Annotated in this window: 17 protein-coding genes; 12 read left to right on the top strand and 5 right to left on the bottom strand. The window is 49.0% G+C overall.

Annotated features, from left to right (window positions below; all coding sequences use genetic code 11):
- The first annotated feature begins 92 nt into the window (after positions 1 to 92).
- From OWN49_RS17810 to tatC, 3 genes are all read left to right on the top strand, one after another.
- Positions 93 to 1,844: an alkaline phosphatase D family protein gene (locus tag OWN49_RS17810; RefSeq protein WP_077721748.1), complete on the top strand. Its 1,752-nt coding sequence runs from the start codon at positions 93 to 95 to the stop codon at positions 1,842 to 1,844.
- Between the two features lie 12 nt (positions 1,845 to 1,856).
- Positions 1,857 to 2,054: a twin-arginine translocase TatA/TatE family subunit gene (locus OWN49_RS17805; RefSeq protein ID WP_003156681.1), complete on the top strand. Its 198-nt coding sequence runs from the start codon at positions 1,857 to 1,859 to the stop codon at positions 2,052 to 2,054.
- 61 nt (positions 2,055 to 2,115) lie between these two features.
- Positions 2,116 to 2,841, top strand: a complete 726-nt coding sequence (gene tatC / locus OWN49_RS17800; RefSeq protein WP_077721749.1) for a twin-arginine translocase subunit TatC — start codon at positions 2,116 to 2,118, stop codon at positions 2,839 to 2,841.
- Here the strand turns inward: tatC and pcp are convergent.
- The gene (pcp, locus tag OWN49_RS17795; protein WP_077721750.1) at positions 2,838 to 3,485 is read right to left on the bottom strand and encodes a pyroglutamyl-peptidase I; all 648 of its coding nucleotides are present in this window, start codon (positions 3,483 to 3,485) and stop codon (positions 2,838 to 2,840) included. The genes tatC and pcp overlap by 4 nt on opposite strands.
- A gap of 71 nt (positions 3,486 to 3,556) precedes the next feature.
- Between pcp and OWN49_RS17790 the strand changes: the two genes are divergently transcribed.
- Positions 3,557 to 4,684: an aminotransferase class V-fold PLP-dependent enzyme gene (locus tag OWN49_RS17790; RefSeq protein WP_077721751.1), complete on the top strand. Its 1,128-nt coding sequence runs from the start codon at positions 3,557 to 3,559 to the stop codon at positions 4,682 to 4,684.
- Between the two features lie 36 nt (positions 4,685 to 4,720).
- Here OWN49_RS17790 and lmr(B) read toward each other — a convergent pair whose 3' ends face one another.
- Together lmr(B) and OWN49_RS17780 are read right to left on the bottom strand one after the other, a co-directional pair.
- On the bottom strand, positions 4,721 to 6,160 hold the full coding sequence (lmr(B), locus tag OWN49_RS17785; protein ID WP_007609218.1) for a lincomycin efflux MFS transporter Lmr(B): 1,440 nt from the start codon (positions 6,158 to 6,160) through the stop codon (positions 4,721 to 4,723).
- Positions 6,161 to 6,196: 36 nt separating this feature from the next.
- Positions 6,197 to 6,763: a TetR/AcrR family transcriptional regulator gene (locus OWN49_RS17780; protein WP_070081323.1), complete on the bottom strand. Its 567-nt coding sequence runs from the start codon at positions 6,761 to 6,763 to the stop codon at positions 6,197 to 6,199.
- Positions 6,764 to 6,940: 177 nt separating this feature from the next.
- Here OWN49_RS17780 and OWN49_RS17775 point away from each other — a divergent pair, with 177 nt between their 5' ends.
- From OWN49_RS17775 to OWN49_RS17760, 4 genes are all read left to right on the top strand, one after another.
- Positions 6,941 to 8,056 carry a type II asparaginase gene (locus OWN49_RS17775; RefSeq protein WP_077721752.1) on the top strand — a complete coding sequence of 372 codons (1,116 nt, stop codon included), beginning with the start codon at positions 6,941 to 6,943 and terminating at the stop codon, positions 8,054 to 8,056.
- 196 nt (positions 8,057 to 8,252) lie between these two features.
- Positions 8,253 to 8,897, top strand: coding sequence for an esterase/lipase family protein (locus OWN49_RS17770; RefSeq protein ID WP_070081325.1), 645 nt, complete (start codon positions 8,253 to 8,255; stop codon positions 8,895 to 8,897).
- 137 nt (positions 8,898 to 9,034) lie between these two features.
- Entirely contained in the window at positions 9,035 to 10,105 is a 1,071-nt protein-coding gene (locus OWN49_RS17765) for a helix-turn-helix domain-containing protein (RefSeq protein ID WP_003156670.1), read from the top strand.
- Between the two features lie 130 nt (positions 10,106 to 10,235).
- Complete coding sequence (locus OWN49_RS17760; protein ID WP_070081327.1) at positions 10,236 to 11,168, top strand: aldo/keto reductase; 933 nt, start codon at positions 10,236 to 10,238, stop codon at positions 11,166 to 11,168.
- A 43-nt stretch (positions 11,169 to 11,211) separates the two neighbouring features.
- Here the strand turns inward: OWN49_RS17760 and OWN49_RS17755 are convergent, their stop codons facing one another.
- Positions 11,212 to 12,207: a DUF5105 domain-containing protein gene (locus OWN49_RS17755; protein WP_014304282.1), complete on the bottom strand. Its 996-nt coding sequence runs from the start codon at positions 12,205 to 12,207 to the stop codon at positions 11,212 to 11,214.
- 128 nt (positions 12,208 to 12,335) lie between these two features.
- On the opposite strand from OWN49_RS17755, the gene OWN49_RS17750 reads away from it, so the two are divergent.
- Both OWN49_RS17750 and OWN49_RS17745 read left to right on the top strand, forming a co-directional pair.
- Entirely contained in the window at positions 12,336 to 13,736 is a 1,401-nt protein-coding gene (locus tag OWN49_RS17750) for a YcdB/YcdC domain-containing protein (RefSeq protein WP_176283097.1), read from the top strand.
- A gap of 200 nt (positions 13,737 to 13,936) precedes the next feature.
- Entirely contained in the window at positions 13,937 to 15,295 is a 1,359-nt protein-coding gene (locus OWN49_RS17745; protein WP_077721754.1) for a YcdB/YcdC domain-containing protein, read from the top strand.
- Here OWN49_RS17745 and OWN49_RS17740 read toward each other — a convergent pair.
- Positions 15,292 to 15,795: a M15 family metallopeptidase gene (locus OWN49_RS17740; RefSeq protein WP_077721755.1), complete on the bottom strand. Its 504-nt coding sequence runs from the start codon at positions 15,793 to 15,795 to the stop codon at positions 15,292 to 15,294. The genes OWN49_RS17745 and OWN49_RS17740 overlap by 4 nt on opposite strands.
- 109 nt (positions 15,796 to 15,904) lie before the next feature.
- Between OWN49_RS17740 and OWN49_RS17735 the strand changes: the two genes are divergently transcribed.
- Together OWN49_RS17735 and OWN49_RS17730 are read left to right on the top strand one after the other, a co-directional pair.
- A complete protein-coding gene (locus OWN49_RS17735) occupies positions 15,905 to 17,026 on the top strand; it encodes a response regulator aspartate phosphatase (RefSeq protein WP_003156660.1) in 1,122 nt (373 codons plus the stop codon).
- Positions 17,027 to 17,141: 115 nt separating this feature from the next.
- Positions 17,142 to 17,921 (top strand): glucose 1-dehydrogenase, encoded by a 780-nt coding sequence (locus tag OWN49_RS17730; RefSeq protein WP_077721756.1) that lies wholly within the window; start codon positions 17,142 to 17,144, stop codon positions 17,919 to 17,921.
- The last annotated feature ends 18 nt before the right edge of the window (positions 17,922 to 17,939 follow it).

Here is a 17,939-nt window from a genome sequence, read left to right as displayed (position 1 = left end):
TTCAGCCTTACAAACCCTTCACACTTCTTCATAGCGGTTTAACATTTCTTTTTTATAATAAGGGCGATCAATAAGACGAAAGGGGAACTGACATGACACATGACGGCCGTTTAGATGAATGGATCAAGGAATTGGAGAACAAAAGCTTTCAGAACAATACGTTTGACCGCCGCGCATTTATACAGGGCGCCGGGAAAATCGCCGGTCTTTCCCTTGGGTTAGCGATCGCGCAATCCATCGGCGCGTTTGAAGTGAATGCCGCTCCAAAATTTTCAAACTATCCGTTCACCCTCGGCGTAGCTTCCGGCGACCCGCTGTCTGACAGCGTCATTCTCTGGACGCGTCTTGCCCCTGACCCGCTGAATGGGGGCGGCATGCCGAAGCAGGCCGTGCCGGTAAAATGGGAAATCGCCGCAGATGAACATTTCCGTCACATCGTCAAACACGGAACGGAAATGGCCAAGCCGAATCTCGGACACTCCGTCCATGTCGAGGCGGACGGGCTCAAGCCCAATAAAGAGTACTATTACCGGTTTAAAAGCGGGCATGAGCTCAGTCCCGTCGGCCGGACGAAAACGCTGCCCGCTCCAGGCGCTGACGTATCCGCCATGACGTTTGCATTTGCCTCCTGCCAGCAGTATGAACACGGCTATTATACGGCGTATAAACATATGGCGAAGGAAAAGCTTGATCTCGTATTCCATCTCGGAGATTACATTTATGAATACGGACCGAACGAATATGTGTCAAAAACGGGAAATGTCAGGACGCACAGCAGCGCCGAAGTGTACACACTGTCAGATTACCGCAACCGTCACGCCCAATACCGCTCTGATGCCAATCTGAAAGCCGCCCACGCCGCATTTCCGTGGGTCGTGACGTGGGACGATCATGAGGTGGAAAACAATTATGCCAATGTTATCCCTGAAAAAGGCCAATCCGTTGAAGCGTTTGTGCTCAGGAGGGCCGCAGCTTATCAGGCTTATTATGAACACATGCCGCTCAGGCGCATGTCATTGCCGAACGGTCCTGATATGCGGCTGTACAGGCAATTTTCTTATGGCAATTTAGCATCGTTCAATGTGCTTGATACGAGACAGTACAGAGATGATCAGGCCAACGGCGACGGGAATAAGCCGCCTTCTGATGAGTGGAGAGACCCGAAGCGCACATTGATGGGGACAGAGCAGGAGCAATGGCTCTTCGAAAATTTAGCCGCCTCAAAAGCGAAGTGGAATGTGCTGGCGCAGCAAATCTTTTTTGCGCAATGGAATTTCGGAACAACCGCCAATCCGATATACAGCATGGATTCATGGGACGGCTACCCGGCTCAGCGGGAGCGGGTCATCAATTTTATAAAAAACAAAAACCTGAACAATGTCATCGTGCTGACGGGTGATGTTCATGCAAGCTGGGCGTCAAACCTGCATACCGATTTTAATCAAACGAATTCAAAAATTTTCGGAGCCGAATTCGTCGGGACTTCCATTACATCTGGAGGAAACGGGGCGGATAAACGGGCCGATACGGATCAGATCTTAAAACAAAACCCGCATATTAAGTTTTTCAACGATTACCGCGGCTATGTCCGCTGTACGGTGACTCCTGCCCAATGGAGAGCGGATTACAGAGTGGTGCCGTACGTGACGGAGCCGGGGGCTGAGGTTTCCACGCGGGCTTCATTCATTTATCAAAAAGACCAGACGGGGATTCGGAAGGTCTCACAAGCGGCGGTTGCAGGCGGCTTAAAGCAGTCAAATGAGGTGGAAGAGGATCGTTTCTTCGCCCATAACAATGCGCATGAAAAGCAAATGAGAAAGAAACGGGCCAAAATCTCACAATAAGGAGGCACACTCATGTTTTCAAATATCGGCATTCCCGGGTTGATCCTGATTTTCGTCATCGCTCTCATCATTTTCGGGCCTTCAAAGCTTCCGGAAATCGGCCGTGCCGCCGGCCGCACGCTGCTTGAATTTAAAAGCGCCGCAAAAACATTGGTCTCAAATGAAGAGCCGGACAAGCAGACGGCTGAGAAAGACAAAACGGCAGGCTGAATCCTGACATGGGGGCAGACGAATCCGCTTCTGCCTCTTTCTCTATAAGGAGGATGTACGATTGGATAAAAAAGAAACCCACTTGATCGGGCATTTAGAGGAAGTCCGGCAGCGTCTCATTAAAACCGTTATCGCCTTTCTCGTGTTTTTTATCGGCGCCTGCTGGTTTGTACAGGATATTTATGACTGGCTGATCAAGGATTTGCATGGCAGGCTGGCCGTTTTAGGGCCGAGCGAGATTTTATGGGTGTATATGATGATTGCGGGAATATGCGCCCTTACGGCAGCGATTCCGGTTGCGGCCTTTCAGCTCTGGCGTTTTACGGCGCCGGCTTTGACCCCGTTCGAACGCCGCGCCGCTTTGCTTTACATTCCGGGGCTTTCGCTTTTGTTTATTATCGGAATTTCCTTCGGGTATTTTGTGCTGTTTCCGATTGTGCTCGGATTTTTAACACAATTATCCGCCGGCCATTTTGACATGGTATTTACGGCGGGCAAGTATTTTACCTTTATGCTGAATCTTACATTGCCGTTCGGATTTTTGTTTGAAATGCCTCTGGCCGTCATGTTTCTGACACGGCTCGGAATCGTGAATCCAACCCGGCTGGCAAAGGCGCGGAAGCTTTCGTATTTTTTGCTGATCGTCGTCTCGGTGCTGATTACGCCGCCGGATTTTATGTCTGACTTTCTCGTCATGATTCCGCTGCTCGTCCTCTATGAAATCAGTGTGACGCTGTCCCGCATCGTTTACCGGAAGAAATGGGCCGAGGCGCCGTCTGCAGCTTAGTGAAGTTCGCCTCCGCCGGTCTCAATATCGTCCTCATGCGCCGCGGCGGTCACCGCGGCGATTTTGAGCGCTTTTGTCACGAGATCCAGGCTGAGGCTCGGCGCAGACTTCTGCAAGGTTTGCTCCGGAATGTACGGGATGTGTATAAACCCGCCGCGGATGTGCGGATGATGGCAGGCGATTTCATCCATCAGCCCGTAAAAGAGATGATTGCATACAAACGTCCCCGCCGTGTAGGATACAGCCGCGGGAATGCCTTCCTTTTTGATTTCCTCAACGATCCGTTTAATCGGAAGGCCGGTCCAATAGGCTGCGGGACCGCCTTGAGAAATGTTTTCCCCGACAGGCTGGTTTCCTTCGTTATCCGGTATGCGCGCCTCATTCAGATTGATTGCGACCCGTTCCGGCGTGATCTGCATTCTGCCGCCTGCCTGGCCGACACAGATGATAATGTCAGGCTGATGCTTTTTGACCGCATCGCGCAGCACGGCAAGAGACTTATAAAAAACGGTCGGCACTTGTTCAGATACAATAGAGGCGGGGCCCTCAGCGGCACCGTTCAGCCGTTTGACCGCTTCCCATGAAGGATTGACCGTTTCCCCGCCGAAGGGGTCAAAGCCTGTCAGCAATACTTTTTTCTCCATATAAAACCCTCCTTTTCTTTTTACCATACTCTATAATGGACATATATTCCTGCCGAAGGGGGAAACATGTCTTGAATTCGCCTCTCGTGCAATACCGATCTTTATTTCCGGCGCTCCGCACACATACGATGCTCGCCAGCTGCTCTCAAAGCGCTCTTGCCCTGCCGGTTTCAAAAGCGGTCAATGACTATCAGGAAAGCCTGCTTCAGCATGGCGGAAACTGGGAAGAAGCCATTGGACGTACGGAGCAGGCAAGGTGTGAATTTGCGAAATTGATCGGCGCCCATCCTGAAGAAATCGCCGTTTTACCTTCAGTAACGGCTGCTGTCTCTGCCGTCGTTTCTGCTTTACCGGATTGCCGAAAGAAACAGGCGGTGTATACGGAATTGGATTTTCCGGCGATCGCCCACATTTTGAAGGCACAGACTGAGATGGAGCTTTCAGTCGTGCCGTCTGAAGATGGAATGATCCCGCTAGAGCGGTATGAGACGTACATATCGGAGCAGACGCTTTTCACCTGTGTGCCCCATGTGTCATATACGTCGGGGTTTGTCCAGGATATGAAGCGCATTGCCGAGATATCCGCAAAGAAGGGATCGCTTCTTTTTGTCGATGCTTATCAATCGGCGGGGCACATCCCGATTGATGTAAAAGAATGGGGAGTTGATATGCTGGCCGCGGGTGCGAGAAAGTATATGCTCGGCATACCGGGAACGGCGTTTCTTTATGTCAGAAAGGAACTTGCCGAACGGCTGAAGCCGAAAGTCACCGGGTGGTTCGGGCAGCAGCGGGCGTCGATGCTGGATTTAACCCGTTTTTCTTATGCGGACGGAGCCAAACGCTTTGAGACCGGGACCCCGGCATTTATCAGCATATATGCGGCACAGGCGGCTTTATCTCTATTAAACGATGCCGGCACAGACCGCATTCACCGGGAAGTAAAAAAACTCAGCGCATTTGCGTATGAATACGCTTCTGAAAAAGGACTGAATCTCACAGGGCCGCCGTCTGCCGATGACAGACCCGGCATGATTTCCATACGGGATGAAAAAGCGGCGGAAACGGCTGCGCTGTTGAGGCGGAAAAACATCGTATGCGCACCCAGCGGACAAATCATCCGGCTGGCGCCTCATTTCTATAACACGGCTGACGATCTGATCTATGCGATTGATGAACTGGCTGAAGCGCGCGGTATATAAAAAAAACAGCAGACTCACGGGGAGCCTGCTGTTTTCTTATGAATGATTCACTTTGACCCGTTTCATAAAGAAAGCGCTGATCAAGCCGATAACGGCGACAATCATCGCGAAGATAAAGGCGTGCTGGACGCCCGCAATCAGCGCGTGAGAGTATGCGGAAGGATCATTCGGGTTTTTCGCGGTGCTCATATAATTTTTCTGGCCGGCCGCCATGATGCTGACCGCCACCGCAGTGCCGATTGCGCCGGCCATCTGCTGGAGCGTATTCATAATGGCTGTTCCGTCCGGATAAAATTCCGGCGGCAGCTGATTTAAGCCGTTCGTTTGCGCCGGCATCATGATCATGGAAATGCCGATCATCAGGCATGTATGAAGCGCGACAATCAGAAGCGCCGTAGAAGCGCCGTTAATGTTTGAGAAAAACGAAAGCACAGTTGCCGTGATGACAAACCCGGGAATGACAAGCCACTTCGGCCCGTATTTATCAAACAGACGCCCCGTCACCGGAGACATAAAGCCGTTTAAAATACCGCCCGGCAGCAGGATGAGCCCGGACGTAAACGCCGTCAGCATCAGTCCGCTTTGTAAATACATAGGCAATAGGAGCATTGTCGATAAGATAACCATCATACAGATGAACACAATCACGACACCGAGAACAAACATCGGATAGCGGAAAGCGCGCAGATTCATCATCGGCTGCTTCATTGTCAGCTGCCTGATGGAAAATAAGATGAGCGCGATCGCACCGACAGTGAGCGAACCGATAACCGTCGGGCTTGACCAGCCGTCTGATCCTTCGCCCGCATTGCTGAATCCGAATACAATGCCGCCGAACCCGATCGTAGACAGAATAATGGAAAGCACGTCAATTTTCGGTTTTGTAATGTCAGACACGTTCTGCATGTAGGCGATGCCGAATAAAAGAGCCAACACAAGAAACGGCAGGGAAATCCAGAAAATCCAATGCCAGTTCAAATGCTCTAACACAAGCCCTGAAAATGTCGGACCGATCGCAGGAGCGAACATGATGACAAGCCCGATCGTCCCCATCGCCGCTCCGCGCTTATGCGGCGGGAAGATGACGAGGATTGTATTAAACATCAGCGGCAGCAGCAGCCCGGTTCCTAAAGCCTGCACGATTCTTGCCGCCAAAAGAAACGGAAAGCTCGGCGCAAGCGCTGCAATCAGCGTGCCGATAATGGAAAAAGCGAGTGAAACGATAAACAGCTGTCTCGTCGTAAACCATTGCAAAAGCAGACCTGATACCGGCACAAGAATACCGAGAACGAGCAGATAGCCCGTCGTCAGCCACTGGACGGTCGCAGGAGTGATATGTAGCTCCTTCATCAGATCAGTCAGGGCGATATTCAGCGCCGTTTCACTGAACATGCCGATAAACCCTGCCGTCAGCAAAGAAATCATGATCGGCATGACTTTATATTGTTTGGAAGGCTGAGCGTTTTCCAAAATCATTCTCCTCTCTTTCTATACGTACATGTCTCTCGTATTTTATGTCTTCAGCAGGTTGGGGATTTGTTTAGAAATATGGAGGATCGGCATTTTGTCTTTTTTGGCTAAGGACACAATGATGCCGCCTTCTATCATGGCATTTAAAACAGTGCTGATTTCCGCCGCTTTCTCATCAGAAAAACCAGCTGATCTTAATTTGCCCGCGAACAGATTCTCCCATTCCTGATAAGCGCTTTGACAGGCCTGCCGGAGCTTTTCGCTCTTTAAAGCAGTCTCGGCAGCCAGTAAACCGACAGGAAACCCTTCAAAATTCTCCGGACATGTGAATTGGCTTGATAAGTCCTGTAAAAACGCTTGAATGCTTTCCGCAGGATCAGGATAGGCATCAAGGCTTTCTTTTATTTTCATACGGATATAATGGCTCATTTCATTGACAGCCTCAATGGCGAGCTGCTCTTTGCCGTCCGGAAAATGATAGTAAAGAGAACCTTTCGGCGCACCGCTTTCTTTAATAATCTGATTCAGTCCCGTGCCGTAATACCCCTGAAGCTGAAACAGCCTGGTTGCCGCGGCGAGGATTTTTTCACGAGAATCTCCATAGCTCATAATGTTCCCACCTTACTGATTTGTGACAAATTTAAAATATAGTGACTGGTCTATTATCTGGATTTCGCATGACGGTGTCAAGAATTTTTAACGGTTATTTTCTTCGGAAGGTTGCCTGACAAGCGCGTTGACCGGTGAGAGGAAAATCTTCATAAATAAAGAAAAGGAGAGAAAAGAATGAAAAAACAATTCATGCCCTTCATTACATTTATCACGGCTCTGCTCTTCATCGCGGCCGGCTGCTCCCAATCTCCTCAAACGAAAGAAACACCGCCCCAGATGGCAGCCGCAGCCTCTGCGAAAAAAGACGGACTTCCGAATATTAAAATTCTTGCCACCGGCGGCACAATTGCAGGCGCTGCTCCTTCGAAGACGTCCGCTACGGAGTACAGGGCGGGGGCAATCGGAGTTGATGCCCTGATTCAGGCCGTTCCGGAGATAAAAGAGGTCGCGCATGTGAGCGGAGAACAGGTTGTGAATATCGGCAGCCAGAATATGAATAACGAGACACTGCTGAAACTTGCAAAACGGGTAAACAAGCTGCTCAAGTCTGATGATACAGACGGCATTGTCATTACACATGGAACAGACACACTTGAGGAAACCGCCTACTTTCTCAATTTGACAGTCAAAAGTGACAAGCCCGTTGTTGTCGCCGGGTCAATGCGGCCGTCCACGGCGATCGGAGCGGACGGGCCGTCCAACTTATATAACGCGGTAAAAACAGCGGCTGCGCCTGAGGCGAAAGGCAAGGGGACGCTTGTCGTATTAAATGACAGAATCGCTTCGGCGCGTTATGTGACAAAAACCAATACAACCGCGACCGACACTTTCAAATCGGAAGAAATGGGTTATATCGGAACAATTGCCGATGACGTCTATTTTAATAACATCATCACCCGAAAGCATACGAAGGATACAGATTTCAAGATAGATAAACTTGATAAACTGCCGCAGGTCGATATTATATACGGCTATCAAAATGACGGAAGCTATCTCTTTGAAGCCGCCGCAAAATCAGGGGCGCAAGGCATTATTTTTGCAGGCCCGGGAAACGGCTCAATGTCTGATGCGGCGCTAAAAGGCGCTGTAAAGTCGGTCAAAAGCGGGCTGGCGGTCGTCCGTTCCACAAGGACGGGAAACGGAACGGTAACACCTAATCGAGAGTATGAAAAAGACCATTTGACAGCTTCAAACTCTCTCAACCCTCAAAAAGCGCGGATTCTGCTCATGCTCGCGCTGACAAAAACGCATGATCCTAAGCGGATTCAAACCTATTTCAATGAGTACTAGGAGAAGAGAACCGGGTGTTCTCTCCTTTTTCGGTATGACGTATTAAAGCATAAGCGTGCTTTCGGGAAAGGGGCGTCTTTCTCATTTTTTCGCCTCTTTTTCAATTGTTGAAAACAGTAAAAAATACACTATTTTTTCCTTTCCTTCTCTAATAGAATGAAAATTGCAAAAATATTACATAGCAGGAGGAAAGTTCATGAAACAAATCAAAAGCAAAATCCTAGCGATTCTTACAGTTTGCATGCTGTCCGTCATTTCCGTATTTGCCTTCCAGCCGACCGTATCGAAAGCCTCCTCAGGGCATAACCCTGTTGTCATGGTCCACGGAATCGGCGGGGCGTCCTTTAACTTCGCGGGAATCAAAACATATTTGGCATCCCAAGGCTGGTCAAGAAAAGAGATGTACGCCATTGATTTCTTAGACAAAACCGGAAACAACAGACACAATGCGCCGAGACTGTCCAATTACGTGAAAAAAGTGCTCAGCGAAACAGGTGCGAAAAAAGTCGATATCGTCGCGCACAGCATGGGCGGCGCCAACACGCTCTATTACATTAAAAATCTTGACGGTGGAGACAAAATCGCAAACGTCGTCACACTCGGCGGAGCGAACGGCCTTGTGACCAACCGGGCGCTTCCGGGGACTGATCCGAACCAAAAGATTTTATATACATCGATTTACAGCTCAGCGGACTTGATTGTCCTGAACCCGCTGTCACGACTGATCGGCGGGAAAAACGTGCAGATTCACGGTGTCGGACACATCGGACTTTTGATGAACAGCCAAGTAAACGGGCTGATTAAAGAAGGTCTGAATGGCGGCGGACAAAATACAAATTAACAGTTTCAAAGCCCCCGGAGAATGAGAATATCCCGGGGTCTTTTTTTCTTCCATATTCTTTTTTCGCCGTAAACCAAGCCCTCTGAAGTTATTTTTGTTAAAATAATAAAGTTATATCAGAATTCGGAGGGTTTATTGTGGGAAAAGTGAAAAGAAATGCCCCTTGCCCATGCGGCAGCGGGAAGAAATATAAAAAATGCTGCGGAAGCAAAGAAGCTGCCATTCCGGCAGACATCGCGGCAAAAGAAGCGAAACAGATTCAGGAAAGCTTAATGGAGTACGCCTTTACAGCACATAGAGACGGCATATCATCATTTATTAACCAGCATGAGTTCATTACGGAGCTGGACAGACAGACTAAAGACATCGGAGTCTTCAACCTCGGCATCTGGGGAATTTTCTTCCGTCCGCTGGCAGGCGGCAAGACGATTTTTGAAGAATATCTTCAGAAAAAAGCCGGCGGCATCAACCGCCCGAAAACACGGGAAATCGTTGAATCATGGAAAAGCATGACACCTGCCGTTATGGTGCTTGAAGATGTGAAAGAAGGAATGATTCACTTTGAAGATGTGATGACGAAAAAACAATTCAAAGTGGAAATGGACGTCAGCCAGCAGGATCTTCCGCCGGCGGGAAGCCTGATTCTCGGCTATCCGATCCACGAAGCGGAAAAAGCGGAGTTCTTCATGCAGTTTACGATCTTCCCTGTGAAGCGGACCGAAGCTCTAATCAGCAAAGTGAAAAAGGCGGCTGCCCCGGCCCTTGCGGAAGGAAAATCGCCTGAGCGCTTTATGCAGGAGGACTTCGACACTGTGCTGGCCGCTCTTTTAGGAACGGCGGAAGAGCCTGAGCAGGCTGCTGAAGAAAAACAGACAGAGTGGGCGAACGACATGGAGAAGGAAACGGCGGACGCTATTGAAAAAGGCCTGAGCGGGGATGAATACCCGGCTGAGCTGGTTCCGGCCGTTATTGACCTGTGGAAAACGTTCTGTGTCAAAAAAACACCGACGATCAGAAAGCCGGAAGCTTTCGCGGCGGCGGTCGAATATTACGTAAACAGTATTTCTCTGAACGGCGCGTCCGTTTCTCAGGCTAAGCTGGCGAAGAAGTACGGCGTCAGCGCCTCAACGATTTCCAGCCGTTATAAGGAAATTGAGGGTGCTCTCACGGATGAAGCCGAACGCTTCGCCGCAGCTCTGACATCTTAATACACAGCAAAAAAACCTTGAAGGGCACATGCTTTTCAAGGTTTTTTCTGCAGAAATGCTCTCGGGGCAGGATAATTCTTACCGGTTATCTAATACTAAACAGAGCGATAAAAGGAAGGGAGCCTGAGCCATGGATGAGACACGTACGCTGGGCAGGACGGATTTACGGGTAAAGCGTATCGGTTTTGGCGCTAATGCGGTCGGAGGACATAATCTGTTTCCGAATCTTAATGATGAAACGGGAAAAGAACTCATCCGCACAGCGTTGGACGGCGGCGTCAATTTTATTGATACGGCGTTTATATACGGTTTGGGGCGTTCCGAAGAGTTAATCGGTGAAGTTGTTGCAGAGCGCGGCGTGCGGGACAGCCTCGTGATTGCGTCAAAAGGCGCGCACAAAGAGGTCAACGGACAAATCGAGCTGGACAACAGCCGTGAATTTCTCCGGAGTGAGGCGGAAAACAGCCTGAAGCGGCTGAAAACAGACGTGATTGATTTGTATTACGTCCACTTCCCTGACGGCAAAACACCGCTCTCCGAAGTGGCGGGTACGCTAAAAGAACTGAAGGACGAAGGGAAAATCAGAGCAATCGGCGCGTCCAATCTCAGCTTCCGGCAATTGCAGGAGTTTAACGCCGACGGTTATTTAGAGGTTTTTCAATCGGAATATTCACTGATTCAGCGTGAGGCGGAGCATGATCTGCTGCCTTATTGTGAAAAGAACGGCATTTCCTTTATTCCTTATTTTCCGCTTGCTTCCGGCCTGCTGACGGGAAAGTTTACAAAAGACACAGTCTTTGAGGACAGCCGAAAGAACAGGCCGCCGTTTCAGGGAGAAGCTTTTCACCAAAACCTGGAGCGAGTGGATAAGCTTCGGTCCGTTGCGGAAGAAAAAGGGGCGCAGACAGCGCATATCGCACTCGCGTGGCTTCTGTCGCAGCCGGCGGTGGATGCGATCATTCCCGGAGCCAAACGCCCCAGCCAGCTGAAACACAATCTGGGCGCGCTTGATGTGCAGTTGACCGAGGATGAGGTTCAATATATCAGTGACATCTTCAAGTGAAAATAAAAAAAGGAAATAGCCTGCGCTATTTCCTTTCTTGCTGTCAGGACGTTTTCAAAAACGCTTCTGTCAATCCTTCCAGATCCGCGTCTGTATCCAGATACCACTGGCCGCGGGCGTTTTTCTTCATCTCGATTTCTCTTGTTACGGAAGAAGAAGCCGGTTTCAGGCGCATAAACTCTTCCGGATAGACAGAAAGCAGGTGGCTGACAATTTCGTTTTCATCAGCATCGGGGTGCTTTCCGGCATAGTCTTGCACGCGGTCTTGCAGCTGGCCCGCAAGCGGAGACATATCAAGCGGCGTTACTTTTGCTTCAAGGACGGCTTTTTTGCCTGACATGGATTTGGTATGCACCTTGAGCTCTGTGTTATCCCGAAGCGCTGATGACATGGCGTCAATAATAGCGGAAATGGCTTTTGAATCCGCCTGTTCTTGTGAAATGCCTGCAGAAGCGATAAAGCTGGCTTTCGCCGATTCCTGATATGCGGCGGCCGTCATTTTTTCATTTACACCGGTCAGGCGGGTGAAATCTTTATTGTGCTTGCCGTACAGCATCACATCAATGTATGCGGATAATGCGTCCGCCGGGTCAGGTTTTGCGTTTGAGGCTGTGCCTTTGACTTTCAGTTTATAAGATAAAGGCTTCGCGTCTTTTGCCTGCGGCTGATATACCAATTCATATGATTTGCCTTCGTCAGCCGTGAAGTACAGATTGCCCGTCACTGTCTTGCCCGCATGAAGCGTGCCGCTCTGCATCTGGTCATCCTTATCGGCCGCCGCTGTTTTCGCGTCATCCTGATAAAGCGAGAAGTCGCTGCTTTTGACGGTAAGCGGGTCTTTGCCCGTATTTTTGACGGTGACCGTTACTTTCAGCGCGGCCGGATGTTCAGTATCGTCTGAAGCGGCCCATGCCGTCTCTTTTATTTTCACTTTCGCCGTGCTGCTTTCCTGGCCGCCGCTCGTTTCGCTGCTGCATGCGGCGGTAAATGCCGTGAGAAGCAGTATGAAAAACACGGCGCTCATTTTTTTGATGGACATCTGGTTTACCCCCTGTTGTTATAATGATTAATTCAATAGTCATGAAGACAGACAGGTTAATTATACTAGTTTTGTATAAAAGAGTCTTGGTAATCATCAATCTTTTTGGAAGAAAAGGAAGTGTTATGATGAAAAAAGAAGAATTGAAACAGCTGGCTCTCCGGATCGGAAACGTACCTGCCCGCTACGAGAGTAATGTGGAAGAATACCAGGAAGATGAGGTTTTGTTTTGGTGGGAAGATAAGAATGATCCGGAAGCCGGCATCATGGTTGAACTAGACCGGGACGGAAAACTGAAATCCTTATCCCGTCCGGCTTTCCGGACTGATCTGCCGGCTCTTTCGGAATCGGACATAGAAGAACGGATGCGGGCGTTTTTAGAAACCCATCGTCCGGGGGCATTGGCTGAGTTCGAATTGGAAAACAGCGGCTCCGCCAATGATGGTGATGTGAGATATTCCTATGTTCAGATGGCTGACGGTCTGCCGCTTCCGCTGACCGGGTTTTACGTCGACCTGTCTTTGACAGGGGAAGTAACCGGCTTTTCTTACCATGGGAAGGCCGATAATCTCTTAAGACCCGGAACAATTGCGGACAAGCGGGAAGCATTGGCTCACTTTGTCAAACATATTGAAGCGGAGCTGTTGTTCACCGTACTGCATCAGTCCGTCTATGTGCAGGGGGATGACAAGCCCCATCTCGTCTATGAAATCGTGTCTCCGACGCGGCCGATATCGGCTGACCTGAAGGAAGAGAATGCAGAAATAGACGAATATGAAGAGCTGGAAGACGGCACGCTGCCGTATGTCCCGATTTCATGCCCTGCACCTGAAGTGGAAAAGATGAGCATCAATGACATGATCGGGCTGCACGACGGTTTTTATAAAGAGAGGGAAAGCGATCTTGGGGACGGCCGCATCGGCATTGCCTGGCATCCTGAAAAAACAAAATCCGTACGGAAAGATAAAAGCTTAGAAAGTCTGTTAAAAGAGCGGAATGAACATGTATTGAAAACAATGCATGATAAAGAATCGGGCCGGCTCGCCGGAGTGATGTCATTTATACATAGTGAAGGCGAACCGGAGTTTTCCGAGGAAGAATGCCATCACATGGCCATCCGCTTTTTGTTCGCCATGTTTCCGGAAGCGGATCAGTATTTCCGGGTTCAATATGATGAGCCGGATGATGAAGGAGAAAACGTGGGACTTACATATAAGGCTTGTTCGGGCGGCGTTGATTTGCGATTCGGAGAGGGGAGAATCTGTGTCAGCAAAAAGACGGGTCTTGTCACTGTATATATGCCGCCGGAAATTGATCCGAAAGAGCTCGAGGAAATCGATCCCGTTCCTTCATTGACAATGGAAGAGGCGAAGGACGCGATCCGCCGGGCCATCAAAGCCGAGCTCGCTTGGGATCGTTGTTACGAAGACGGCAGCTGCGGAAAAGTGTACAGGCTCGTATATAAGCCGGTTTTCCCGCGGTTTATTGAGGCTCATACGGGAGAAGTGATCACGAGTTTAATAGGCTGAAGGTCATGGGCGTTCGTCCCGGGTCTTTCATGGGAAATGTGACTTTTGTATGGGAAACAACCGCTCTGAATACGGCTCTTTTCCCTCTTTGCTAAAAATAGACACATAAAAGGCACTTTCTTCCCTTTAAAAGGATAAGGACGTTTTTATATAATTAAAAACAGTTCTTTTTTATACACTCTTCTGAAAGGATGACCCCATTGCTGAAAGAACATCTGAGAAAAAAAGCGCTGGAGATCGGGAATATACCGCCGCACTATGAGCTTGAAATAGAAGATTATGATGAAAAACAAAAAACGAGAGCCTATTATATATGGAAAGATCGTAACCATCCGGATAAAACGGTAACGATTGAGCTGGGCGACGACGGATCTTTGCTTACATACTCACGCAACGACTGTCCGGGTTCAGACATGCAGCTGTCAGACGCCGAATTAAAGCTGACGGCTCTTCGGTTTGCGGCGAGACACCGCCCGCTTACTTTTATGAATTTCATCTTTCAGGCGAGGGAAGAACGCAATGGGTGCATCCGATTTATCTATACAAAAAAAGTGCTCGGCCGGCCGCTTCCCGATTCAGGTTTTTTCGTTGATGTAACCAGGAGCGGCTTCGTCGTGCAGTTTATCTATTACGGGGATAAGGGTGAAGCGCCCGTCCCGGAAACATTCGTCGATCGGGAAAAAGTCGTCTCGCATTATATGAGTGTGCTGACATTCAGTCTCGTCTATGATGTGGTCAATTTTGAGAAAATACCGCGTCTCGTCTATGAACCGATTCTGCCGGCTTACAGCTATCCGGCCGGTGAAGATGATATCGTGCCGGATCAGCAGCTTTGCGAAGACAGGAATGAGCCGGCAAAACCGCTTCCCGCGTTTGAACATAAACGGGAAATCAGCCTGGATGAATTAATGGGGTTTACCTCGGATATGGTTCAGACGCGCCGGCGCGATCTCGGGGATGAGATCGGAACGACATGGCGGAAAGGGTCGGTTCCGGAACGGAAAGATTTGAGTATCGAAAGCTATTTTGAAACCAGCAACAAAAATACAATGAAGATGAAAACGGACAAAAAGACAGGGAAAATGACAGCCTTTAAATCTTTTATTGAGCATCAGGGCCCGGCCTTTTATTCTGCGGAAGAGTGTGAGACCGTCGCGCTTCAATTTTTATACAAGCTTTATCCGAGAGCGGACGAGTTTTTTAAAATGAACCCGCTGAAAACGGACGGAAGGGGCAGGTTCCGCTTCCATTTTTCCGTATGGCATCAGGATATTCCGCTGCGGTTCGGCGCTGCGAGAATACTTGTCAGTCCCGTAACGGGGCTTGTGGAAGCTTACATGGCGCCTGACATTGACCCGGAGCAGCTGGAGAAGATCAATCCGGTGCCGGCCGTTACTCCCGAAGAAGCAAAGGCCGCTTTTTTATCCGATTTCCATCTGCGGCTGGAGTGGCAGCGCGATTTTACGCCGTCCGGCAATGAAGGATATAAGCTTGTGTACAGGCCTGTCTATCCTCCGTACATTGATGCGCAAAAGCGAAAAAAGAAAAGGTTTTATTAGCCAGGGATCATTTGTAAATGAGGATAATCTTTAAAGCCTCTCCAATCGCCTCCCCAATCAAAACCGAGCGTTTTGGCAATCGATACGACCTCAAGCCAATCGGGCGTGCCGTTTCGGTTTCCGTCGTACGTCATATCCCACATCAGGCTTCCATCCTTTTTTTGCAGGGCGAAGTCGATCGCAAGGCCGTAATTGTGGTAAGATTCCCCGCCTTTTGCGTAGGTGACGATATTTCCTTTTTTTGAACGTCCTTGACGGTACAATTCGTTTTGTTCCTCAATTGATCTGAAACCCTCTGTAATAACGACGGTGATGCCTTTTTTCAGAGCGGCCGTCTGCAATAGCTCCGCATTCTGTTTCACGAGCGGATGAAGAGCGCTTGGAATGGCTCTATCTTGTAATGCCGTCTGCGGCCTCAGTTCTTTCTGCACATAGGAAAAACATAGGTCTGCGGAAAAGAAGAGGATCAAAAGCAGCGCAATTCTGACTGGTAGTTTCATGGTGAATTCTCTCTTTCTTTAATTGATTAAAATCTTTGTTTGCTCACTGCCATAAATTTGCTATGATAAAATATAACATAATTAGTAGCCGGAGGAAGGAGGCAAATCTATGAAATCCAAGATTCCATCTGAAGAAGTGGCCGTTAAGATGAATGAATGGTATAAGCTGATCCGCGCGTTTGAAGCCGATAAAGCTGAAGCGCTGAAGCGGGAGATTCAATATGAACTCGAAGATATGGAAGAAAATCAGGATTTATTGTTGTATTTTTCATTGATGGAATTTAGGCACCGCATCATGCTGGATAAATTAAAACCCATGAAAGACGGCGACTGCCAGCCTCCGTTCTCTGAAATGCTCACTGAGATTGAGATGAACCAGCAAAAGCTGACCGGCTTACTGGAATATTATTTTTACTATTTCAGAGGAATGTATGAATTTAAGCAGAAAAACTTCATCTCAGCGATTTCTCATTATAAGCGGGCTGAGGAAAAGCTTGAATATGTGGAAGATGACATAGAGAAAGCCGAGTTTCTGTATAAAATTTCTGAGGTGTACTATCATATCAAGCAGACTTTCTTTTCGATGAATTACGCGGGACAGGCGCTTGATATTTACAAGAAATATGAATTATACGGAATGAGAAGGGTGCAGTGCAAATTTATCATTGCCGGAAATCTGATGGACGCCCAGCAGCATAAAAAAGCATTGGAATACCTCGAATGCGCCTTGGAGCACGCGGAGCGGCTCGATGATCAATATATGATTGCTGCGGCCTATTATAATATCGGGCACTGTATGTACAGTCTGGGTGACTTTTGCAAGGCGGCGGAGGATTTTGAACGGGCGGCTGCCGGATTTGAAGCACACAGCTTCCGGCAGGTCATCCAGGCTGTTTTTTCACTCACACATATCTACTTTAAAACGGAAAAATACAGTGAAGCCGCCGCCAGCTGCGCGCGGGGCATGAGAAGCGCGGCGGAGTGGGAAGATGAGATCTATATGACGAAATTCCGTCTGATTAAAGAGCTTTATCAGGGGGAAGGCGGACAGGATTCGCTCAAAGAGTATTTTGACATCCTGGAATCAAAGGAGCTGTTGGCTGACACAGAGGAACTGCTTCAGGACGCGGCTCATTTCTTTCATAAACGGGAGAACTACAAAGCGGCATCTTATTTTTTCAGCAGGCTTGTCGGCGTGCAAAAAAGGCTGCAAATGAACAACTACGCATAATGAAAAAAAGAACGAGGGAGCTTCGGTTTCATCGTTCTTTTTATGATTCCTTTTGTTTTCAGCCGATTAAAACCGGGTACATGCTCTGTATTAACATCAGGGAGGAAATGAGACAATGTATCAGGATTTACAGGGAAAAACAGCGATCGTAACAGGTTCTTCGAAAGGAATCGGAAAAGCCATTGCCGAACGCTTCGGCAAGGAGCGGATGAATGTGGTAGTGAACTACCTCGGTGATTCCGCCGGAGCGGAAGAAGCGGCGGACATCATTGAGAAAGCGGGAGGCAGAGCCGTCACCGTAAAAGCCGATGTATCCTCAGAAGAAGGGATTCAGGCGCTGTTTAATGCCGCGCAGGAGTATTTCGGGGGCGTGGATGTGATGGTCAACAATTCCGGCTTTAACGGAGCCGAAGCGATGCCCCATGAAATGAGCCTGGAGGATTGGCAAAGGGTCATCGACGTCAACGTGACCGGCACCTTTTTGGGGGCGAAAGCGGCACTGAAACATATGCTCGAGCGCGGCAAAAAAGGAACGGTCTTAAACATATCGAGCGTTCATCAGCAAATACCGCGTCCTGAAAACGTGCAGTACTCGGCATCCAAAGGCGGGATCAAAATGATGACGGAAACGATGGCGCTCAATTACGCAGACAAAGGCATCCGGGTGAATGCCATCGCTCCCGGAACGATCGCCACAGAGTCCAATAAGGATCTGGAAGATGAAACACATAAACAGGCCCAGCTGAAAAAAATTCCGATGAACGCCTTCGGAAAACCGGAAGAAGTCGCCGCGGCCGCCGCATGGATGGTGTCGGAAGAAGCGAGTTACGTAACCGGAACGACACTTTTCGTCGACGGAGGCATGACGCTTTATCCGTCTCAGCTGGAAAGTTAAAAAGAGGAGGGGAAACCT

Origin of the sequence: Bacillus sp. NEAU-242-2 (genome assembly GCF_027853835.1) — a bacterium.
Taxonomy (GTDB): Bacteria; Bacillota; Bacilli; order Bacillales; family Bacillaceae; genus Bacillus; species Bacillus velezensis.
The sequence above is the reverse complement of the archived record's forward strand: the minus strand, read 5'-3'. Positions and strand labels throughout refer to the sequence as shown.